At 40.0% G+C, this 21,769-nt stretch carries 17 protein-coding genes and 1 pseudogene; 10 read left to right on the forward strand and 8 right to left on the reverse strand.

All coding sequences use genetic code 11. The features are described from left to right. Positions 1 to 213: 213 nt before the first annotated feature. Together HWQ42_RS03705 and HWQ42_RS03710 are read right to left on the reverse strand one after the other, a co-directional pair. Positions 214 to 466: pseudogene (locus tag HWQ42_RS03705) on the reverse strand (IS4 family transposase); the annotation flags it as partial. A gap of 367 nt (positions 467 to 833) precedes the next feature. Next, positions 834 to 1,292, reverse strand: coding sequence for a BON domain-containing protein (locus HWQ42_RS03710; RefSeq protein WP_292809422.1), 459 nt, complete (start codon positions 1,290 to 1,292; stop codon positions 834 to 836). A 467-nt stretch (positions 1,293 to 1,759) separates the two neighbouring features. Here HWQ42_RS03710 and HWQ42_RS03715 point away from each other — a divergent pair, with 467 nt between their 5' ends. Both HWQ42_RS03715 and HWQ42_RS03720 read left to right on the forward strand, forming a co-directional pair. Continuing rightward, positions 1,760 to 2,680: a ribonuclease D gene (locus HWQ42_RS03715; RefSeq protein WP_292809424.1), complete on the forward strand. Its 921-nt coding sequence runs from the start codon at positions 1,760 to 1,762 to the stop codon at positions 2,678 to 2,680. A 233-nt stretch (positions 2,681 to 2,913) separates the two neighbouring features. Beyond that, positions 2,914 to 3,756, forward strand: coding sequence for a tetratricopeptide repeat protein (locus HWQ42_RS03720; RefSeq protein ID WP_292809426.1), 843 nt, complete (start codon positions 2,914 to 2,916; stop codon positions 3,754 to 3,756). Positions 3,757 to 3,842: 86 nt separating this feature from the next. Here the strand turns inward: HWQ42_RS03720 and HWQ42_RS03725 are convergent, their stop codons facing one another. From HWQ42_RS03725 to HWQ42_RS03750, 6 genes are all read right to left on the reverse strand, one after another. Then, complete coding sequence (locus tag HWQ42_RS03725; RefSeq protein WP_292809429.1) at positions 3,843 to 5,411, reverse strand: sodium/solute symporter; 1,569 nt, start codon at positions 5,409 to 5,411, stop codon at positions 3,843 to 3,845. 137 nt (positions 5,412 to 5,548) lie between these two features. After that, on the reverse strand, positions 5,549 to 5,824 hold the full coding sequence (locus HWQ42_RS03730) for a DUF485 domain-containing protein (RefSeq protein WP_292809432.1): 276 nt from the start codon (positions 5,822 to 5,824) through the stop codon (positions 5,549 to 5,551). 463 nt (positions 5,825 to 6,287) lie between these two features. Continuing rightward, positions 6,288 to 7,679 (reverse strand): hypothetical protein, encoded by a 1,392-nt coding sequence (locus HWQ42_RS03735; protein WP_292809435.1) that lies wholly within the window; start codon positions 7,677 to 7,679, stop codon positions 6,288 to 6,290. Positions 7,680 to 8,081: 402 nt separating this feature from the next. Beyond that, positions 8,082 to 9,752, reverse strand: coding sequence for a phosphatidylglycerol lysyltransferase domain-containing protein (locus HWQ42_RS03740; protein WP_292809438.1), 1,671 nt, complete (start codon positions 9,750 to 9,752; stop codon positions 8,082 to 8,084). Between the two features lie 55 nt (positions 9,753 to 9,807). Next, a complete protein-coding gene (locus HWQ42_RS03745) occupies positions 9,808 to 10,716 on the reverse strand; it encodes an alpha/beta hydrolase-fold protein (protein WP_292809441.1) in 909 nt (302 codons plus the stop codon). Between the two features lie 150 nt (positions 10,717 to 10,866). Continuing rightward, a complete protein-coding gene (locus HWQ42_RS03750; RefSeq protein ID WP_292809444.1) occupies positions 10,867 to 11,829 on the reverse strand; it encodes an alpha/beta hydrolase-fold protein in 963 nt (320 codons plus the stop codon). Positions 11,830 to 11,976: 147 nt separating this feature from the next. Here HWQ42_RS03750 and HWQ42_RS03755 point away from each other — a divergent pair, with 147 nt between their 5' ends. From HWQ42_RS03755 to HWQ42_RS03790, 8 genes are all read left to right on the forward strand, one after another. After that, on the forward strand, positions 11,977 to 12,909 hold the full coding sequence (locus HWQ42_RS03755) for a lysylphosphatidylglycerol synthase domain-containing protein (protein ID WP_292809464.1): 933 nt from the start codon (positions 11,977 to 11,979) through the stop codon (positions 12,907 to 12,909). A gap of 455 nt (positions 12,910 to 13,364) precedes the next feature. Beyond that, positions 13,365 to 13,754, forward strand: coding sequence for a Tudor-knot domain-containing protein (locus HWQ42_RS03760; protein WP_292809448.1), 390 nt, complete (start codon positions 13,365 to 13,367; stop codon positions 13,752 to 13,754). A gap of 98 nt (positions 13,755 to 13,852) precedes the next feature. Next, a complete protein-coding gene (locus HWQ42_RS03765; RefSeq protein WP_292809450.1) occupies positions 13,853 to 14,374 on the forward strand; it encodes an N-acetyltransferase in 522 nt (173 codons plus the stop codon). A 149-nt stretch (positions 14,375 to 14,523) separates the two neighbouring features. Continuing rightward, a complete protein-coding gene (locus HWQ42_RS03770) occupies positions 14,524 to 15,036 on the forward strand; it encodes a GNAT family N-acetyltransferase (protein ID WP_292809452.1) in 513 nt (170 codons plus the stop codon). A 254-nt stretch (positions 15,037 to 15,290) separates the two neighbouring features. Then, entirely contained in the window at positions 15,291 to 15,860 is a 570-nt protein-coding gene (locus tag HWQ42_RS03775; RefSeq protein WP_292809454.1) for a Uma2 family endonuclease, read from the forward strand. 120 nt (positions 15,861 to 15,980) lie between these two features. Then, positions 15,981 to 17,822, forward strand: a complete 1,842-nt coding sequence (locus tag HWQ42_RS03780) for an aspartate kinase (RefSeq protein WP_292809456.1) — start codon at positions 15,981 to 15,983, stop codon at positions 17,820 to 17,822. Between the two features lie 347 nt (positions 17,823 to 18,169). Beyond that, on the forward strand, positions 18,170 to 20,230 hold the full coding sequence (locus tag HWQ42_RS03785) for a tetratricopeptide repeat protein (RefSeq protein WP_292809458.1): 2,061 nt from the start codon (positions 18,170 to 18,172) through the stop codon (positions 20,228 to 20,230). A 220-nt stretch (positions 20,231 to 20,450) separates the two neighbouring features. Then, positions 20,451 to 21,431, forward strand: a complete 981-nt coding sequence (locus tag HWQ42_RS03790) for a CorA family divalent cation transporter (protein ID WP_292741546.1) — start codon at positions 20,451 to 20,453, stop codon at positions 21,429 to 21,431. The last annotated feature ends 338 nt before the right edge of the window (positions 21,432 to 21,769 follow it).

Raw genomic sequence — 21,769 nt, forward strand, 5'->3', positions numbered from 1 at the left:
TGTGCCTATTGGTGACAACTTAAAGCGATCGCCAAAATGTCAAGTGGGGTGTGGAGATAAGTCCAAAGTGTCTCGCTGTTGAGATTTGATACCAATTTGAAAAAGGAATGCGACAAATAGACCACTTGTAGAGACGCGATTCATCGCGTCTTTACCCAAAGGATGTGTTGCAATCATTAATTGAATTGGTATGAGTTGATATTTAACAACGTTAGACAATGCTTGTTGCGATACGCAAGTCGCTTTGCACAATCAATTTGTCTTCTCGATTTAATAACCGATGTAACTCGCGCACCGATGGTACTTGTCGCCACAGTAGTGTTAATAGTGCTGCCACCATTAGAGGTAAACCCAGAATCCGGTCGCGTAGCCCCAACTGCTGGTAATAGGACAGTTGATTGTATACCAGTGGTGTTAATAGCTCTTCCATCCACGCGGCGATTACTTCGTTTTCTGGCGCTGGCATGTTTCTATCCCGCTTGTGATCTGGGTTTGCGACTCTTGGATTTGCCATCGTTTTTTCCCTTGATGCACCTGTTGACATTACTTTTTTCTTAAGTTGTCACCAATAGTATCTGACTGGGAATGCCGTCCTTGGGGCTGCCGCCTCCCTTGCTGGCGGCAGAGCCGCAATTGAAGTGCATTTCCAGCCCAGAAGCTGGAAACGAAATTTGAAAAGGCTTTTAGTTAAGTTGACATCAATGCAAGGCCTTGTGCCTCTACCGCCTGGTCTATTTACTTGAAAATAGCTATAGCAAAAACAGAGACTTACACAGATGCAAGTCTCTGGTTGGCTTTTATGCCGCTGCTAACTGAAAGCTTCAGTTATTCTTTTATGGCTTTTTCACACTATCAACTTTTGCTTCTACCTTCACTGTCTTCACACCTTGAACTTCTTTAGCTAAGGTTTCAGCTTTCTTGAGTTCTTCAGCAGAAGCGGCTGTACCTTTGAGGATAATTTCACCCTCTTTGTTTTCAACTTGTAACTTGTTGCCTGGTAAGCCTTTATTCAACTTTGCGCTAACTTCAGTTTTTAAATCGCTCTTAGCTTTTGTTGCTGCCGTTTTTTCAGCATCGGTTTTAACTTTCGTACCTGTATTAGCTGCTAAAGGAGTAGCCTGTGTTTCTGGAACTTTGGCAGTTTGATTTGTCTGCGAAGCTGGTTTTGCTGGTGCTTGAGCGGCTTCATTAGTTGTGCTAGGAGTTTCTGAACCAGTTTTAGGAGCCTCTTGGCAGCCAAAAGTACCAACTACCAAAATGCTACTAACTACTAATAGAATTAGCTTTTTCATTATCTATCTCCGAATTGAGTACTTGAAGCGGTTAATTGAGGTGTGTGTGATGATGAGGAGCAAATTTAAAAAAACAATTAAAAGTGAAGTAGCAAAAATGCTTAAGCAATAGCTCAGGTTACTGAAAATTGAAATTTGGGCGATTTCTTGAAACTAAGATTTTGCACCCAGTTTTGAGAAATTCCAATTCAATTTTCCTGACGGCTGATAACCAGCATGGCTTTACTCACAGTCTGTGGCTCTCTATGAATTTAATGTAGATGCTGAGTAGCTGTTTTGATGGTAGACTATGCCACTCCACAGTAGTGACTCGATGTTATCAGATTTGAGTTAATTTGGCGATATCTATGACTAATTTCAAACTTCAGCCTTTTTGCAATCCTGTATAAGCATTCTTACCAACAAAATGTTACTTTATAAAACTATGGCTTACTTACAATGCCTTAAATATCAGGAAATATTAGCCAATGCCCTACCTTACTTCGGCTAGCGAAATTCGTGCCATTGTTGCTGAATATACAAACGCTAAAACACTGTGGATAGATACAGAAGTCGCTGACTATAAAAGTCGTAATCCCCGATTATCGCTGATTCAGGTATTAGATAATCCTCAAGATATGAGTGGCGATCGCGTCTATCTTTTAGATGTCTTAGATCAGCCTACTATCATAGCTGAATTTATTGACCAAATTATGATAAATTCTGCCATTGAAAAAGTTTTTCACAATGCCAGTTACGATCTAAAATTTCTCGGTAGCAAGAAAGCCAAAAATATTACTTGCACTTTGGAAATGGCCAAAAAAATTCCCTACTATCTTTTGCCATTACCCAACTACCAACTCAAGACAATAGCTACAGGACTTTGTAGCTTTAATAATATCGATAAACAAGAACAAAAAAGTGATTGGGGAAAACGCCCTCTGACTGAAGAACAGATAGAGTATGCTTACCTAGACTGCATTTATCTTGCTCAAATTCACCTAAACTTGTTAGGCTTACAAGCCCAAGCCAGCCCCGAACCTGCAACGGAAGATTTAATATCACTAAGTACTAGATACTCGGAACTTGAACAGCAATGGAAGTTGTTGAATTCAGAATTTGAGCATTTGCAAGAACGTATGAAAAAAGCTATGCAAGCTCAAAATATATCTGAAACTTCTAATTATAAGTTGACTAGTTATGAGCGTACAACAGTCAAAGCTGCATTTACAGAATTGGCAAAGCTAGCACAAACTCAAGGTATTAATTTAGATTTTCCAATCACACTAACTCAGAAGCTCCAAAAGGATTTAGGAAAAAATCTGGAACAATTGTCTGTAGATATTGACAAAAATACGTCTTGGCGGCTAATTTCTAAAACTCAAGAGAGTGAAGCTGAGGATGAGTAAATTGTTCATTAGGCTACAAATGTCAGAGTTTATAGAGTTATTGTGAAGAAGAAATATTGAAACTTAATAATTATTTCCTGCTTTTTTCTCTGATAAATCTATAAAATATTAGGGAAAATTGTCAATTAACTTTAAAGGCCTATCAAAAGTTAGAATAGTTATTGAGTTAAAGAATTAAAATCTAGATTTTGGTACTAATTCCGTTCAGGTATGATGGCAGTTTATATTAACTTATGAGACGGCGTTTATTTGGGCAAAAGCGAACAAGGGTAAATACTTTATTTACCATAGCTATTTTTACTACATTGACTGCAATTAGCAGTATTTCTTGTAGTAAGAATGACAATGTATTGGTGACAGAAATAGGAGTTAGTCAACCTAGCCGTCGTTCAGCTACAACATCCAGAGGTGGGGAATTTTATCTTCAGGGAAAGAATCAGCATTTAAACGGCGACTTGCAAGCTGCGATCGCTTCTTACGGTAAGGCAATTAGTCAAAATTCTCAGTATGGCGCTGCCTACAACGCGCGAGGATTAGCCTATTTTGATTTGGGAGACAAGGAAAAAGCGATCGCAGATTACAATCAAGCACTCCGCATCAACCCTAACGACGCCGAAGCCCACAATAACTTGGGGAATGCCCGCGCCTCACTGGGAAACAACAGAGAAGCAGTTAAAGATTACAGTGAAGCGATTCGCCTAAATCCCAACTATGCCGAAGCCTACAATAACCGAGGAAATGCCCGTGCCACCAATGGAGACAAAAAAGGGGCAATAGACGATCTTGATCAAGCAATTCTCCTCAACCCCAAATATGCGATCGCTTATAATAATCGAGGAAATGCCCGTGCTGCCAATGGAGATCCCAAGGGTGCGATCGCAGATTACAATCAAGCCATTAGCCTCAATCGTAACTTTGCCCCTGCCTACAATAACCGAGGAAATGCCCGCGCCACTAATGGAGACAAACAGGGAGCGCTCAAGGACTTACAACAAGCAGCAAACATTTTTCAAAGTCAAGGTAACAACGACTTATACCAACAAGTGATGAATAACATCAAAGAACTTGGGCAGTAGCAGAGGGGCAGGGAGCAGGGCTAACCTAATGCCCAATGCCCAATGCCCAATGCCCAATGCCCAATGCCCAATCACAAATGACAAAATCACATCCCAGAACCAATGTGAATGCGATCCTCAACTTCCGCAAATTTTTCCTGTGCCAGCTGTTCAGTACTCAATAGTGAAACGACAATCGCCACAATAAACGCCAGTGGGATGCTGATTAATCCAGGATTTTTTAGGGGAAAGGGTGCAGAAGCGTGCTTGAGAATCGTTACTTGAATAGTAGGTGACAAATAAATCAGCACTAAAGAGGAGACAGTTCCTACTAACATACTTGCAACTGCACCATTGGTTGTGAAGCGTCGCCAAAGCATGGATAAGAGCAATGCTGGGAAGTTTGCACTCGCAGCGATCGCAAATGCTAAACCTACCATATAAGCTACGTTTTGCCCTTTAAACAAGATACCCAAGAATATCGCCACTAACCCCAACAGCATTGTTGCACCGCGAGCCACCTTTAGCTGTTCTGACTCGTCAGCATGGCCAGAGCGCACAACATTTACCCATAAATCGTGGGACAATGCAGCCGCACCTGAGAGTGTCAACCCAGCAACAACCGCCAAAATAGTTGCAAATGAAACAGCGGCAATAAAACCTAAGAAAGCATCACCACCCAAAAATTCTGCCAACATCGGCGCAGCCATATTACCACCAGTACCAATTTTCTCAATGGCATCTTTACCTACTAGCACCATTGCTCCAAAGCCCAGGATGAAGGTAAGAAGATAAAAAACGCCAATAATAGCTGTCGCATAAGTAACAGAGAGCCGCGCTGCTTTGGCGTCGGGTACTGTGTAGAAACGCATCAGAATGTGTGGTAGTCCAGCAGTGCCGAACATCAACGACATCCCTAAAGAGATAGCATCCAAGGGGTTAGAAACCAGTTTGCCCGGAGCTAATACACCTGGGTACTTCTCAGATGCAGCGGCGAAAAGAGCAAGTGGGTTAAAGCCAAATCGTGCCAGTACCAAGATAGCTAGTAAAACAGTTCCGGCGAGTAACAAAACTGCTTTGATAATTTGTACCCAAGTGGTGGCAATCATGCCGCCAAAAATCACATAAGCCATCATCACACAACCGACGATGACCACAGCTAATTCATAATCAAAGCCAAATAGTAGTTTGATTAGTTCCCCAGCACCTACCATCTGGGCAATTAAGTAAAAGCTAATTACTACCAGCGTTCCAATTGCAGATGCAATACGTACAGGTTTTTGCTGCAAGCGAAAAGCCACTACATCGGCAAAAGTGTATTTACCTAAGTTTCGTAGTGGTTCGGCAATTAGAAACATAACAATCGGCCAGCCCACCAGGAAGCCGATAGAATAAATTAAGCCATCAAAGCCGTTGAGTGCCACCAGCCCAGCAATACCTAAAAAGCTAGCTGCACTCATAAAGTCTCCTGCTAGGGCTAGCCCATTTTGGAAACCGCTGATTTTACCACCAGCTGTATAGAACTGTGCCGTATTTTTAGTAAGCTTTGCCGCCCAATAGGTAATGCCTAGAGAACTTACAACAAATAGAAAAAAGAAAGCGATCGCCAACGGGTTAAACTTACCAAGACTGGTAATATCCGCCGCTAGTGGCAGATCGAACCACACACTATTCATGCTTTTTTGGTTTAGGATTTTGAATTTGGGACTAGAAATTGCTAATAGCTAATTCGCCTTACTCAGTGCTGAGTGAGTCAAATACTACTCAGCACGGGCTAAACGCCCCGCTAACAGCACTTTTAACTCAGCACTCTTCATTTGCGTTTCAGCCTTGCGATTTGGTCGTCGTAACTACTATTTGCCCAACGCACATAGATAAAAATTAATACCCATGCTGAGACAATTACCAGTGCCCCTAGTAAAATTCCCAGGCTCAGACCAGGAACTACTAATGACCCCAGCAGGGGCTTATTGAACGCGATTAATAGGATAAAGCCAAAGTAAATAAACATCATGGCTCCAGTCAGAATCAAGGATACCCGCCAACGTTCAGCGGCGAGAGCCTGGAGAGCCTTTGTGCGATCGTTCATGTCTTCCTTTAGGTTGAGAAGATTAGGTCAGATTGTCTCATTGAAGCTGATTTCTGCGTAATTTTCTTAAAGATTATTAGTAAATCCATTGCTACTTCCATTGAATTATTGATGAGATTATTGATTGTTGGAAGCTTTGGTTCTGTGGGGATTGCAGGTTATTCTTCTTTTGGAGAGCGATATTTTCAAATCATTAATAAAGATGTAAAAATCATTTGCTACAGTATTTTTTTATTACTGTCTTTACAGATTATATGTAGTTTTCTTAGAACGATGTCTTCATCCACAAGTCCAATTTCTTCTGCGATAAGCCCAAGCTCTAGCTGTATTTTAGGAAAACCATAATTGGAATTGCTATATAGCAACTCTGACTCATTCATGAGAGACAAGAACCCCAACTTTTCAAAGAAGTCGGGGTTCTACTAGTTGCATATACCAATCTTATTTCATTTGTATATACAAGTTAATTGTCTACACAAACAGAAATAAGTTTGCTGTAATATTCAGTTTTGGTATTGATGCTGATAATACTATCACCAACTGCAAAAAAACTGCCTTGTTGCTCATCTTTAGAAAATTGCAAATTTGGGTATTTAGCAGCAGCTTCATCAGCAGTCATGCCTTTAGCTTCCATTTTATCTGGCAATAGTCCAGTAGAACCAATGCAAAATACTAAGGGAGATATTTTATCTTGGTAGATATTTTCTGCATATTGTTCTAACTTTTTATTTGCCACTGTTAAAGCTGCAACCATTTCCTCTTTGCCGATCTGCTTACCAGTTTGTTTATCCTGCAATAACTGCGCCAAACTATCAGCACCAACTTTCTTAAGGATTCCTCCAACAATCCCATTTTCCTCAAGCCCAAGAAAATCATCAAAAATTGGTTTCATCAATTCGTCAACTTTTGTAATCTTGGTACGTGATGACAGTAACCTGTGCCTCACAGTGATATTCTGATTAAATGCCATCTCAAAACTCGGTTTAATGATAATTTCTCCAGTTTCTTTGTCATAAAGGCGATACATTCTATTGAGAAACTTGTTAGCAGAAGGTAACTTACTCAAGTTCAGAATCTCTTGACTGCCGATATCGATTTTATAACTCAATTTTGAGTCAATAGTACCATTAGCTAAAGCTTCGCTGATATCAGTGTATTCATTGGTTGTAGGAAAGTTGATGTAAGTATTCTTAGATAGATAGTGCTTTTTAAACTCATCTAACTGCGCCTCGATAAATACATCTGATTCATTTTTTAATTGAGCGAAAATAATACTAGTCAGTACTTTAATTTCTGCCAGTTCATTGAATAGTCCATCAATACTGCTGTAACTACTATTAGCAGCTACAAGTGGCAAGTTATCTAACTGAATAGTATATTCTGCCCGAAAGTCAAATTCTTCTGCATCCAGTATGCCTTTTTGTTTGAGTAAGTCAAAGACTTTTTTACTACTAATTTTGACTTGTAATGACTTTACGTTGATTTTGCCGTCACTTATAATCGTGTAATTATTAAAGGTATTGAGGTCATTTACTAACAATCCTGCGACTTCAATAGTAGGAGTTTGGTCTTCAGATTTAGCAAGTTTAACTCTACGTTTTACAAGCATATTGATAGTAGCAGCGTTGCGGCTAAACTGAAACTCGCCCATGTCAACGTACTCAGCATTATCTATATATTCTGTTGTTAACCAAGGTTGTAACAGTTCTCCATTTTCGTTTCTGACACCTCTAATACGTTTAATACCTGTTCTTTGATAATGTTCTTGTAGGTGTTTGATGTTGACGATAATATTGTTGCGATATTCGGCAAAAATTTTGATTAGTTCTACTAGAGAAATCTGATTCTTTGTCATATTGCCACCTTCCATATAAAGGTCAATAATCTTTTATAGCAACGGTTATTGAAGTCTATTAATTTTCCACAATAAGCTGTTATAACCGTACTAATTTCCAGTAAAAAAACACAATGATTTGATTACCAAGCTTTGTACACAGTTTGGTAAATTCGTGGATAATTGAGGGTTTAAGTTTAAACGCAGAGGAGCGCAAAGTTTGTTTGAGTCTATTCCCTACGAACTTAGGCAAAACTGTACTTCGCGTTGCATACTTATCAGACATTCATACTTTTATAGTACAATTGTATCATAAAAATACCAAGTTGTGTCGGCGTAGGCCCTAGTAGATATCGTTGTGCAATGAGGTGTTATGGTGTAACGCAATTCAGTCACAATCATTGCGAATTTTTGAGCGCACATTTAGGCTCCGGGTTTGAAATAATCGAAGAGGCGATCGCCTGAATCTGCGCGAATTAATGCTACAACTACATCTGGTAAGGCAGCTAAACTGGGGTAAACCAAATAACGCGGTTCCCAACGGGGGCGGAACTTGTCTTTGTAGGCGTGGAGTCCCTTGAAGTTGTAGAAGCGATTCAAATGCTCGTAAAGATAGTGCAATACTTTCTCCAAGCGGCGCGATTCCGGGTTATCTCCAACTCCAGCAAGCGCAGAAAGACCGAAATTAAAGCTGTCGTAGCCACCCTCTTTAAAATGCTGGAGCAGGGAAATAAATAGAAAGTCCATTGTGCCATTTTCAAGAGACGAGCGATGTCGCATCAGGTCAATAGTCGCTTCGTTAAGTTGATACTCCCGGATAATATTGGCAAAGGCGCTAATCTGACCTTCAGGATTATGCACCACAGCAATCTCGCACTCTCGCAGGTAAGCTTCGTCAAACCAACCCAAAGAAAATTGTTTTTCTGAACCTTGTACCATTTTCAACCATTCATCACTCACAGATTTGAGCCGATGCAATAAATCATTGGCGATGGGTGGTTGGTAAAAGTCGATTTGGTATCCTAGCTTAGTTAAACGACTAATTGATGGTCTAAAGTTTTTACCGGCTTTACCTTGTAAGGTAAAACTTTTCAAGTCAACGATCGCTTCCTCTCCAATCTTGAGTACTTTAAACCCCAATGATTTGTAAAGCTCAACATCATCGGGCATAGTTTGGTAAAAGCCAGGATACCAGTCGTTACGCTGGCAAAACTGCTGGAAAGCAATAATTGTCTCTTTGCGGTCTTCAATGGGGCCGATGGGATCTCCCAAGGCGATCGCACCCCGTCCTTTGGGAACATAAGCAATTACACTATTACCCGAAGGACTGAAATAATAACTTTTATCATTTAAAAGTGTAAGCGCAGCTAAAGAAGAACATCCATATTGCTCGACAATTTCTTTAACTCTTCGTTGCTCATTTGTAGTTGTTAGATTGCGCCAAAATACAGGTTGCAACAACATTACTATTGCATAAGTAATAGTACCTGCGGCAATAATATAGATAGAATTAGCAAAAAATTCTCCAAATCGACTCTTTGGTTGCAGTCCCCAATTATCCTCAGTGAAGAACATCGCCAAAGTCTGAACTATCGCTTCCCGCCAATTAAAATTCTCTGAAAACTTACCATCTAACAAGTAAAATCCAATAGTTCCGTATGCCAGGGTAAATAATAAAGCGCCTATCAGCACTCTGACTCCCCGTGCAATGGAAGGACGGTCTGATTGCGCCGTGAAAAAATGGCGCATCAAGATTAATTGCACTAGCAAAACTCCAGAGAGTAGACTTTCTTCATAGTCCAGTCCCTTCAGCAAGTGGCTGCAAATAGAAATTACTAGTAGAGCAATGGTCAATAACCAGGCTATTCTTTTCCGGCGTAATAAATTAGTAGCGAGTGTTAATAAAACAAACCCAGTCAATGCTGCAAATATATGACCGCTGGCGCGAATTTCAAATGGTAAAAATTCCTTTAACCAGTGAGTCCGCCCATACAGGTTAGGTGTCACTGCTGATAATAAATTTACTACTCCGACTAAACCTGTTAGGAAAGCTGCACTCCAAAGTCCAATCTTAGTTTTTAAATTATTTGTCATTTGTCATTTGTCATTTGTTTTGGCGTTAAAACTCTTAACTCTTAACTCTTAACTCTTAACTCTTAACTCCTAATTGTTTAAACTGTTCTCCGACATAGGAGAGTGAATCTTTAAGATGTTTGTGAAAGTAGTTCCAGCCTACATTAGCACCAGACAAACCATGACCTCCGGGAAATGCATAAAATACGTGAGCAATGCCTAATTTATTTAAGGTTTCGTTGAAGGCTTTGGTAGAAGCTAGCAAATTAGTATCGTTCAAACCAGCATCTAGGTAAACACGCAATCGCTTCCTATCTTGAACGGTTAGCTGTTGCACAATTTGTTGAGGACTATTTTGTGAACCGCTGTCATCTGTAAAGTAACCACTGTGGCTAAACAAAATCTGGAAGTTATTGAGATAGCGTAATCCGATATTAAATGCCCCCCATCCTCCAGAAGATAAACCTCCTAGCGCCCAAAATTGGGGTTCTTTCAAAGTGCGGTAGCGCGACTTGACGACTTGTACTAATTCTGAACCAATCAAAGTTCCCACTTTGCCATTCGGCCCATCAAAGTAATTGGGATCGTATAAAGGACTAGAACCGCGATTATCATTACCATTAGGGGTAATCACAATCGATGGCGGTAATTTTCCACTTTGATAAAGTTCATGCAATACATTTAATAGTGCGTATTTATCAGCATAAGCACGAGCATCATCATGACCACCATGCAGTAAGAATATCACAGGGTAGCGCTTTTGCGGATTTTTGCTATAGCTAGGGGGCAAAATCACGCCGTAGTTACGGACTGCACCCATTGCTTGGGAGTTGAAGGTTGCTAATTGAAACTTTAGCCCAGTATTTGCCGCTTTTTTGGGTGGGTCTAGTTGTGGCGCACCTAAGATGAATACATAATAATAACCTGCGCCAGTGAAGAGTGCGATCGCTCCTACTAAGCCAATTAACAGTTTATAAATCTTCATACTATTTTAAAGGTAAAAAAATCACCTCCGTTAGAACTTACTATAATTAATCTGCTGAAAAATTGCAGTAAAGTTTTTCACATTAATGTTTAAATATCAACGGTTTTGCAAAGTAGTATTATTGATCGTAGGGATTTTTAATTACTTCAATTACTTTTTTTGATTAATATTTAAATTATCAGCCATGTTTGCTGTTTCAGAAGCTCGAAATTGTTCGCCGACAAATGTCAATGAATTTGCTAAATGTTTCCGCCAGTATTGCCAAGTGTGACTGCCAGGGAACTGACGAAATGAATTATAAATTTTCAGATTGTTTAGTACTTTGCTAAATCGCTCTGCTTCCGCGATCTCATCAGTATCTGATGTACCAGAATCTAGGTATATTTTCAACTTTTTTTGAGCTTGTAGGGGAATGGTTTTGATATAAGATATTGGGCTATTGGCTGGGCCACTTTTATCTTGAAAATAACCACTATGACTAAATAAAATCGAGAAACGATCTAGGTTGTGTAATCCCACATTGATTGCTCCCCAACCACCAGAAGATAAACCACCTATCGCCCAAAAATCGGGATTATTGATTGTACGATAACGGCTTTGGATAACTTTTACTAACTCATCGCCTACGGCTGTAGAGACTTTACCGTTAGGGCCATCGATATATTCGGGATCTCGGTAGGGACTAGAGCCACGTTTGTCGTTGCCATCTGGTGTAATGATGATGCTGGGTGGCAACTTACCTGTAGTATAAAGTTGTTCTACAGTCTTGAGAGCTTGTCCCTTATTCTGAATAAACCAATCACTGGGATTACCATGTCCACCGTGGAGGAGAAAGATTACAGGATACCTTTGTTTTGGGTTTTGCTCATAGCCAGGAGGTAAAGAAACGCCATAAGTGCGACTTGCACCCATTGCTTGACTATCGTAAGTTTCAATTTTATAGGTTAGGAGAGTAGCTGAGTTACTAGTATTGCGCTGGGTTGGAAGAATGGAAGGCTTTGTTTGTGAATACTGCTGTTGCGGTGGTTTTGCGACTACACCTTGGGAGAAATTACAGCCAACTAGGGTTAATACTGAAAATAGCAAGAGAATTTTCGATTGTTTGTAGTTCATCTTTGAAAGGCATTGGGCATGGGGTAGTTAGTCGTTGCTTGCCTTCAAAAGCTTATGCAAACGGTATGTCAACGCTGTGTCAACAAGATGGAAACTTTACGACTGGTTGTAAATTAAAAGTCAAGAGTTAGGATGAGTTTCTTGATGATGCTTAAAAAGCTGCGACTCAATTTCAGTTCTTTGTTTGGCTTGTTGCTGCTGCTGCTCTCCCTGTGGGCGATCGCAAACGAACTACGTCAGTATAATTATCGTGATATCCTCAACTCTCTAGCTGCTATTCCCAAAAGTCGCTTAAGCTGGGCAATTTGGCTGACAGCTTTGGGCTATGTAGTAATGATTGGGTACGATATCTTAGGTTTTAACTACATTAATCGTTCCCTAAGTTGGAATAAGATCGCTTTCACTAATTTTATTAGCTCTGCATTTAGTAATACCATCGGTTTTGCTTTGCTGACTGGTAGTGCTATCCGTTATCGATTTTACTCAACTTGGGGAGTATCAGCAGTTGCGATCGCTCAAGTAATTGCTTTCGCCAATTTTACTTTTTGGTTGGGGATGTTTGCCGTTGCAGGTTTATTGTTCCTCATCAACCCCCTGAAGATTCCTAATCAATTACATTTACCTTTTGCTACTGTGCGTCCCATCGGCGTAATTTTTCTACTATTAGTTGCGGTTTATTTACTAGGAAGTATTTTTATTAAACAACCATTAATAATTCGTGGACATGAATTTCGATTTCCTTTTTTGAAAATATCTCTGGCGCAAATAGCAATTTCTAGTTTTGACTGGATTCTTGCGGCAGCAGTTCTTTATGCTTTACTTCCTAGCAATATATCTTTGTCATATCCAGACTTTTTGGGCATTTATTTATTAGCGATGTTTGCCGGTGTGGTTAGTAATGTCCCAGGTGGTTTGGGAGTATTTGAAACTATAATTTTGCTGATTATCTCCTCAAAAGTTTCGGCGGCGGCAGTTTTGGGTTCAATGTTAGCTTATCGGGGAGTCTATTATTTCTTACCTTTGCTAGTAGCAGCAAGTTTGCTAGGACTTTATGAAATTAGATTTAGAAAGGGGAATTAAAAAATAGACAATAACAACCCCACCCTAACCCTCCCCTTATAAAGGGGAGGGAACTAGATTTCTTGTTTCCTCCCAAAACATCGGGGGGATTAAGGGGGGTAATTCGACTTGTGTGTACATTGTAGCTTTAGTAAAGGGAGAGGATTATGAGGTGGGCTGTTAGGGAATTATTTTTGCAAGATATCTAATGAATAACGTGTGGACTTCAGCTTTGGTATAACCACTACTCTACTATCCATTGATATCAAATTTGTAAAATCAGTAACTACTGTTATTTTTAAATGCGGAATCCTGCGGTGTTATCTTCACATTTGGCAGCAGAAATTCCTAATTTTTGCTGAGGCGATCGCTAAATAAATCCCACGAAAATAGTAACAGTTAGTTGCAAATTTTGAAGTAGATTTCCAGAAATCATCATCAAAATTTGGTTTTACTGTTTGAGGATAGAAAAAATCATGAAAAACAAAGTATTGTTTGGTGCTATCTTTGTGTCAACTTGGGTAGGAACATTAATTCCCAGTGCTTTTGCTGCTTCATCCTGTTCTGTAGGACAAAAGGCTGAGGTTCTTTGGAAGGAAAGATGGTATCCAGCAACGGTACTTAAGGTTAATGATGAGAAATGCTATATTACCTACGATGGTTATGATAGTTCCTGGGATGAATGGGTTGGCACTACACGCTTTCGGGCATCATTTCAAGCTGGAGATGCAGTGAGAATTTTGTGGAAGGGAAAATGGTATCCAGGGCAGGTTTTAGAAGTTAGTAACGATCTTTATAAAATTACTTATGATGGCTACGATAGCTCTTGGGATGAGTGGATTGAACCTTCCAGAGTAAGCAGATAGAAAATATTTCACTTTTATAATAAGACTTATGCAACTGCCACTATCACTTGTGCCAGTTGCGTAAGTCCTAAATAAATTGTGATTAAAGGGGAATATGAATGGCGATCGCTATTCGACAAGCTCGTGACGACGAACTTGAGGCGCTAATTCCAATACTACTGTTGGCAGAACAATCGGAGCGTGCGCTGCGATGGGGGCTTGCTAACCTCGTCGATGCTGTATATCGCATGGACGACAGCGAACACTTGGTTGGTGCAGCAACGATGAAATGGCGCAGCGACCCCTGCGAAATTATGGAGCTTGGTATAGCCCGTGACTTTCAAAGGCAGGGATTAGGTAAAGAGTTCGTAGCTTGGTTGATTCAAGAGGCGAGGCAACACGGCAAGAGACAGATACTCGTCGGCACGTCTAATTCAAGTATCGCCAACATTGCTTTTTATCAAAAGTGCGGATTTCGGATGGATCATGTGCGCCAGGACTACTTTTGGTATTTACCTAAACCTTGCTACGAAAACAGCATTCAGATTCAGGACTTGCTCGTATTTCGTTTCGATTTGGTGCCATCCTCAACTAAGAAAAACAAATTGAAAGAGGAAAAGCAAATTAGGTATGAAAACTAGGGTAGAATTATTTCTTCGGGATGAAGAGGGAGAATGGCAGCAATGATGGTTCCCATTTTAGTCTGCCTGCTCACCAAAAAATTTACAGATTAATTGAGATAGTAGCCTAGATATAGATATGGTTACTTTAAGCTTGAGTGACTAGTGCTATGTACATTGAATCATTATCGATAGCAACCCTGGAGCAAGCAATTCACTTAAGAGAGGAAGTTTTCCCAGGCGTGAGTAATAGTAGTGATAGTCCATCGCTGGTGGCAAGTTTATATCGAGATAAATATGCTCAATGGTTTTCAAACAGTGGAATTACCCAACTCAATTACTGGGTTGCTATCGATGAGAAATCTTTCCAAGTAATTGGGCTAACTGGGTTATATTGCAAAAGCGAAGACGAACAAGAAGCTGACTGGTTAGGCTGGTTTTGTGTAGCATCACAATTTCGGGGAAAAGGAATTGGAAAAGAGCTATTAGACTTTACCATCGACCTAGCACAAGCAAAAGCAAAAAGGTACTTACGGTTGTATACTTGGGAACATTCTTCTTCTTATGTAGCCCGAATGCTTTATCTCAAACGCGGTTTTTACCAAATTGGTGAATCCCCAAACAAGAGCGGATTTAAAACTATTTATCTTGAACTCCAACTCGACAGCATTATCCATAGTTGATCAGGATATTCATCTGGTTACGATATTGCTCGGTTAAGGAAATAAAGTAGGCTCTTAGGCATCACCATGCCAAAAAAGGTTTTTTGTACATTCGATTATTTCAAGTGCCTGAAACGACAATTTTTCGTTCAAAGAGAAAAGGCGATCGCGGTTTGGAGGTGCGATCGCCATTATTCTTAGAGGATAAAAATGGCAATGGTGATAGTAAGCAATCGCTAGAATGAAGCTTATATTCCTGAATTAAAGTTTCAACTATGATAGCCTCACCCCAACAAAATTACGTCACCGTTGAAGAATACCTCCAAATGGAGGAACAGAGCGATATCAAGCATGAATACATCGACGGTTACATCTACGCAATGGCTGGAGCGCTCGATCCACACGTTACGATTGCGGGAAACCTGTTTGCTCTCCTCCGTAATCATGTGCGCGGCTCTGGTTGTCGTGTTTACATCGCTGACATGAAAGCCAGAATCGAATCTCTGAATCGCTTTTATTATCCTGATGTGATGGTTACTTGCGATCAACGAGATCGAGAAACGCCAGGTTATAAAAGATTTCCCTGTTTAATTGTGGAAGTTTTATCTAATTCTACCGAAGCCTTTGACCGAGGCGACAAATTCGCCGATTATCAAACACTGGAAAGTCTGCAAGAGTATGTTTTAATTAATACAAAACGCCAGCGAGTTGAGTGTTTTCGACGCAATGAGCAAGGGTTATGGGTTTTACAATCCTACACAGCAGAGCATCAATCATTTCGACTCAACAGCGTGGATTTTGAGGAAACAATGGCAGCACTCTACGAAGATGTAGTTTTTGAATAATCAATTATTATAGGGTATTCGACACAATATTTAGTAAACTATATAACTGATAAGCCTTGAAGGCTTCCTAACCAGGTGGAAGCGTTAATGAAAGCAGGCACAATTGATTAAAAAAAAGTTATGGCGCTCATAGTTCAGAAATACGGTGGTACATCTGTCGGTTCAGTCGAACGTATTCAAGCTGTTGCACAGCGTGTTTATAAAACTGTTAAAGCTGGAAACTCTATCGTCGTAGTGGTTTCGGCAATGGGCAAAACCACCGATGGACTCGTCAAACTAGCTACTGAAATTTCTCCAAATCCTAATCGCCGGGAAATGGATATGCTGCTTTCTACTGGCGAACAAGTAACTATTGCCTTACTCAGTATGGCTTTGCAGGAACTCGGACAACCCGCAATTTCCATGACTGGCGCTCAAGTAGGAATTGTTACCGAAGCCGAATACAGCCGCGCTCGGATTTTACATATTGAAACTACTCGCCTAAGTCGCCACATAAATGAAGGTAAAGTAGTTGTAGTAGCTGGCTTCCAAGGTATCTCTAGCGCTGGAGAGATGGAAATTACGACTTTGGGTCGTGGTGGTTCCGACACCTCCGCAGTGGCGATCGCAGCCGCATTAAGAGCGGATTTTTGCGAAATTTATACAGACGTTCCAGGTATTCTCACTACAGACCCCCGCTTAGTTGCCGAAGCCCAGTTGATGGATGCCATCACCTGCGATGAAATGTTGGAATTAGCTAGTTTGGGCGCAAAAGTGCTGCATCCCCGTGCTGTGGAAATTGCCCGTAACTATGGGGTTCCCCTAGTAGTTAGGTCTAGCTGGACAGATCAACCAGGTACTTGGGTGACATCAGCCAAACCCCAAGGGCGATCGCTAATCAATTTAGAAATTGCCCGTCCAGTGGATGCTGTAGAATTTGACACCGATCAAGCAAAGGTTGCTTTGTTGCGTGTACCCGACAAACCAGGTGTTGCAGCTAGATTATTTGGCGAAATTTCCCGGCAAAAAGTAGACGTAGATTTGATTATTCAGTCAGTTCATGAAGGTAACAGTAATGACATTGCCTTTACTGTCACCACACCAATATTAAAACGGGCAGAAGCAGTAGCAACAGCGATCGCCCCAGCACTAAGAAGTCAATCTAACCCCAAGTTTGACGAAGCCGAGGTAATGGTAGAACATAACATTGCCAAAGTCAGCATCGCAGGCGCAGGAATGATTGGCCGTCCTGGGGTAGCTGCAAAGATGTTCGCCACATTAGCTGAAGCTGGCGTGAATATTCAAATGATTTCCACCAGCGAAGTGAAAGTAAGTTGCGTAGTTGATGCCGCAGAATGCGATCGCGCCGTCTTAGCACTCCGCACCGCCTTTGAGATCGAAGCAGGGGAGCAGGGAGCAGGGAGCAGGGGAGAATTCCTCACTCCTAACTCCTCACTCCTAACTCGTCACTCTCCACCTCCCGTTCGTGGCGTTGCCCTCGATTTGAATCAAGCCCGTCTTGCTATTCGCCAATTGCCCGATCGTCCGGGGATGGCGGCGAAGTTGTTTGGATTATTAGCGCAGCATAATATTAGCGTTGATATGATTATCCAATCTCAACGCTGTCGGGTGATTGATGGTGTTCCCAGACGAGATATTGCCTTTACAGTCTCGCAGATAGACGGGGAAAATGCCAGAGAAATGCTCACCCAAGTAGCGGCAGAATTAGGATGGGGTGAAGTTGTTTTAGATAGTGCGATCGCTAAAGTGAGTATTGTCGGTGCAGGTATGGTTGGACAACCAGGTATTGCTGCAAAAATGTTTGAAGCTTTAGCCCAACATCAAATCAATATTCAAATGATTGCCACTTCAGAAATCAAAATTAGTTGTGTTGTGACGCAAGAACAAGGTGTTAAAGCTTTGCAAGCCATTCATGCAGCCTTTGAACTGGCTGGTAGCGAGAAATTTGTCGTACCAGCGTAAAACCTGAATCAAAAGCCCTCACCCTAAATCTCTCTCCCAAGCTTGGGCTACAGTGTACACACAACTCAAATTACCCCCCTTATAAAGGGGGGAAACAGAAATCTAGTTCCCTCCCCTTTATAAGGGGAGGGTTAGGGTGGGGTAAAACCTTGGTTACTCAGCTATTTCAGACTTGTGTATACACCGTAGCAAGCTTGGGAGAGGGACTTTGCAATATACACGCGGTAGCAGCCCGCGCATCGATCTCATTTGAAGTTGCTTAATAAATAAATATTTATATTTTAAAATCAGTAGTAATAACACGTAAGCTATAATCGAGCAATTTATCAGACTATAATTTTATATTGATGAATAGTCATTTACTAAATGGACATTATCAAATACTAAAAGTTCTCAATGATGGGGAAAAAGAGAAAACCTATCTAGTTGAAGATGTTAATCTTAATGGTGAAGAACTTGTAGTAAAACAGTTATCTCTTCCTAATAGCAATCCTCAAGCTTTAACAATCTTACGCCGCTTGTTTGACAGTAAGGCAGCAACTTTAGAAAAACTCGGACAAGAACACGATAAAATTCAAAAGCTCATTGCTTCTTTTGAAGAAAATGAAGAATTTTATCTAGTCCAAGAATTCATACCTGGTAATCCTTTAACTGATGAAATTATCCAGGAAAAACTTCTAAAAGAAGACCAAGTAATTACTCTTTTGTTAGAGATATTAGAAACTTTGGTCATTATACATAGCTATGGCGTAATTCATCGGAATATTACACCAGCAAATATTATTCGTCGGACATCAGATAAAAAGTTAGTTTTGGTTAATTTGGGTACTTTTAATGAAGCCATCACTAATACTGTTGAAAATCTCGAATATATGCCTATAGAGCAAATTAACGGCAACCTCAAATACAACAGTGATATATATGCTTTAGGTATCGTTGCGATCGCAGCACTGAAAGCTTTACCTGCAAAGGAAATATCTAATTTGCGAAGTCAGAAAAATAAGCTGACAGGTGAAATACTTTGGCGCGATAAAAATCTCAAAGTTAACAGAAAATTAGCAAAAATTATTAATAAAATGGTGCGTTTTGACTATCGTAAGCGCTACCAGTATGCAACGGAAGTTTTAGATGACCTGAAAAAGTTAATCAATGTTGATGACAATCAACAAAAACAGCATCAGAAAAAATTATTACTAGTTCTAGCAGGGATAGCTGGATGTATTACCCTTAGTGTTGCAGCGTGGCAATTGAGATCGCCAAAACTTGTAAGTGATGCTCAAAAAACATTATACCAAGAGGGCGTAAATAAATATGAGTTAGGAAACTATGAAGGAGCAGTTGAAGATTTCAATCAGGCTATTAAATTAGAGCCGCAAAACGCTTTAGCTTATAATAGGCGGGGTGATGCTTATTATCGATTGGGAGACTACGAGCAAGCACAAGCAGACTCTAGCCAAGCCATTGTGCTTAATCCTCAAGATGCTAATGCCTATTTTGACCGAGGATTTGCTTTTTCGGCATTAAGCAAATACAAAGAAGCGATCGCAGATTATACTCAAGCAATTAAGTTAAATTCTAAAGATGCTTATGCTTACTATGGACGAGGATTAGCTCTTGCTCAATCGAAGGATAATAAAGGTGCAATTGAAGATTTTAGCAAAGCGATCGCTCTTAAACCCCAGTATACCGAAGCCTACTTACAACGAGGTATTCTTCGCCGTCGCCTCAAACAAAGACTTGAAGCAATCCAAGATTTTGATAAAGTAATTAAGATTAATCCTAGTGATGCCAAAGCTTATTATCAAAGGGGTTTAACTCAATCTATTAATAAACAAAAAGATGAAGCAATTAAAGATTACACAGATGCAATCAACATCAATCCCAAATACATAGAAGCTTATCTAAATCGTGGTGATATTTATAGCGATTTGGGAAATAATGTAGAAGCTACTGAAGATTACAATACTATTTTACAAATCGATCCTAAATTTATTGCTGCTTACATTCACAGAGGGATTCACCGCTTTTCGTTTGGAAATTATAAAGGTGCTATTGAAGATTACACCGCAGCACTAAAACTAGATACTAATAATGTAGCAGCTTACAACAACCGTGGTAACGCCTATCTTGAACTGGGAAATAAAAAAGCTGCAAATCAGGATTATTCACGAGCGATCGCAATTAATTCTAACAATGCCTTAGCCTATTATAACCGGGGCGTGATTCGCACCAAGCAGAAAAATAAATCAGGTGCGATCGCAGACTTCAAAAAAGCTGCAAAACTATTCAAACAGCAAGGTGAACAAGATAGTTATCAAGATGCACAGCGGGAAATTGCAATTCTGCAGAATAATTCAGCGCCAGTGGCAACTACTCGCCCTAAATCTGGGAAAATAGAAAAAAATTGAGTTACCACTCAATATAGTGTTGACTATCAACAGTCAAAACTCTTAGAAAGTGATTGTGCTATTTAAATGTATTTTACTTTACAAATTTACGACTAGTACTTTATCAAACTAGTTTTGATGGTTTGTAGTAAGCGCTTTAGTGCTTATAAAACAAGGACTAAAGTCCTGATTAATTACCATGAGTCACAGTATTTTATTACGACTCAATTAGGATTGCTATATGCTAATTCTCCTGACTTTTCATCCAGATAACCTGGAAATCTTCACCCATAGAGATGTCGATACGGTATTGAAAAGAATTGATAGTTCTCACAATATTTGGTTGCGTTGTATTCACTTCCGCGATCGCACTGGAACAGCCAAAATCATCAAGCACTTTAGACTCAATCCATCTCGTGTTAACATGATTTTCAACCATTCCCCTGTAGGAATTGATGAAGACGTAGAAGATTGTTTATTTGACAGCTATGAAATCCTAAGTTCTCAAATAAAAAATAATGAGTTTGAGGTTGTGCGTGGCAACATTGTGGTTGGAAATAATTTCATTATCACTTTTGAAATCACTGAACTCAAAATCTTAACTATTTTAGCTAATAATCTCCAAAAACGAACTCTAGATATTCCAAAATTGGGAATTGACTATCTTTTTTATCTCATATTTAAAGATATTTTGAATAACTACGAAACTGTATTTACCTATATTTCTAGAAAACTTGATGATTTAGAAGATGAAGTTTTAGACAATTCTGGTGATGAATCAACGTACCAAAAAATTGCCACAATGAGGCAATCTACTCGTTCTGGACGCCGTAATTTTCAAAGCATCAAGTTACTTATGGCTATTATGGATAATGAAGATTTCCAATGGATCGGTCAGCCAGTAAAAGAACTATTCAATCAAGAATTGGTTCATCACGTTGATAAACTCTGGCAAGAATATCAAGCGATAAGAGCCTGGATGTCAGAATTAATGGAAATTCAACGCGATAATATTGCTAGTAAAACAGGCGAACGAATTAATCGCCTGACTATTTTATCGACCATATTTTTACCAATCACTTTTATGTCTGGTTTCTATGGTATGAACTTCAAATATATGCCGGAATTAGAACAGCCTTGGGCTTATCCTGTGGTGATCTGTATGATGGCATTAATTGTGATTGGCAGTATTGTCTATGCTAAAAAACAACGTTGGTTGTAGTATCTATAAGGTTACTAACAAAAAGATTTTCGAGTCATTAAAAAACTATTTTATCTAAGTCTGTTGGTGCAAAGCAAATTAAATCAGATTCTTATAACCCTCTTCTGTCACTCTCCGAAAAGATTTGCCATTTCTGAATTCTAGAGCTTTTGTATAGCCTGCGTAGGCGTAGCCCGCCGCAGGCATCGCACGATTATTTTCTAATAACAAATACAAGACCGATTTTTTTCTAATAGTATAGCTTGTATTCATTGCCTCATAAGGCTTCTAGCAATCGCCCTCCCGGAGAGTGACAGAAGCTGTTTACGGACGCTATCGCTTCCGTTATGGATGGAAGA

The organism is Nostoc sp. JL23, assembly GCF_017115065.1.
GTDB lineage: Bacteria > Cyanobacteriota > Cyanobacteriia > Cyanobacteriales > Nostocaceae > Nostoc > Nostoc punctiforme_A.

Excerpts from the sequence above, each read along its gene's own strand:
- HWQ42_RS03710 (WP_292809422.1), bottom strand. The coding sequence starts at position 1,292 with ATGAAAAAGCTAATTCTATTAGTAGTTAGTAGCATTTTGGTAGTTGGT.
- HWQ42_RS03715 (WP_292809424.1), top strand. The coding sequence starts at position 1,760 with ATGCCCTACCTTACTTCGGCTAGCGAAATTCGTGCCATTGTTGCTGAA.
- HWQ42_RS03720 (WP_292809426.1), top strand. The coding sequence starts at position 2,914 with ATGAGACGGCGTTTATTTGGGCAAAAGCGAACAAGGGTAAATACTTTA.
- HWQ42_RS03725 (WP_292809429.1), bottom strand. The coding sequence starts at position 5,411 with ATGAATAGTGTGTGGTTCGATCTGCCACTAGCGGCGGATATTACCAGT.
- HWQ42_RS03730 (WP_292809432.1), bottom strand. The coding sequence starts at position 5,824 with ATGAACGATCGCACAAAGGCTCTCCAGGCTCTCGCCGCTGAACGTTGG.
- HWQ42_RS03735 (WP_292809435.1), bottom strand. The coding sequence starts at position 7,679 with ATGACAAAGAATCAGATTTCTCTAGTAGAACTAATCAAAATTTTTGCC.
- HWQ42_RS03740 (WP_292809438.1), bottom strand. The coding sequence starts at position 9,752 with ATGACAAATAATTTAAAAACTAAGATTGGACTTTGGAGTGCAGCTTTC.
- HWQ42_RS03745 (WP_292809441.1), bottom strand. The coding sequence starts at position 10,716 with ATGAAGATTTATAAACTGTTAATTGGCTTAGTAGGAGCGATCGCACTC.
- HWQ42_RS03750 (WP_292809444.1), bottom strand. The coding sequence starts at position 11,829 with ATGAACTACAAACAATCGAAAATTCTCTTGCTATTTTCAGTATTAACC.
- HWQ42_RS03755 (WP_292809464.1), top strand. The coding sequence starts at position 11,977 with ATGCTTAAAAAGCTGCGACTCAATTTCAGTTCTTTGTTTGGCTTGTTG.
- HWQ42_RS03760 (WP_292809448.1), top strand. The coding sequence starts at position 13,365 with ATGAAAAACAAAGTATTGTTTGGTGCTATCTTTGTGTCAACTTGGGTA.
- HWQ42_RS03765 (WP_292809450.1), top strand. The coding sequence starts at position 13,853 with ATGGCGATCGCTATTCGACAAGCTCGTGACGACGAACTTGAGGCGCTA.
- HWQ42_RS03770 (WP_292809452.1), top strand. The coding sequence starts at position 14,524 with ATGTACATTGAATCATTATCGATAGCAACCCTGGAGCAAGCAATTCAC.
- HWQ42_RS03775 (WP_292809454.1), top strand. The coding sequence starts at position 15,291 with ATGATAGCCTCACCCCAACAAAATTACGTCACCGTTGAAGAATACCTC.
- HWQ42_RS03780 (WP_292809456.1), top strand. The coding sequence starts at position 15,981 with ATGGCGCTCATAGTTCAGAAATACGGTGGTACATCTGTCGGTTCAGTC.
- HWQ42_RS03785 (WP_292809458.1), top strand. The coding sequence starts at position 18,170 with ATGAATAGTCATTTACTAAATGGACATTATCAAATACTAAAAGTTCTC.
- HWQ42_RS03790 (WP_292741546.1), top strand. The coding sequence starts at position 20,451 with ATGCTAATTCTCCTGACTTTTCATCCAGATAACCTGGAAATCTTCACC.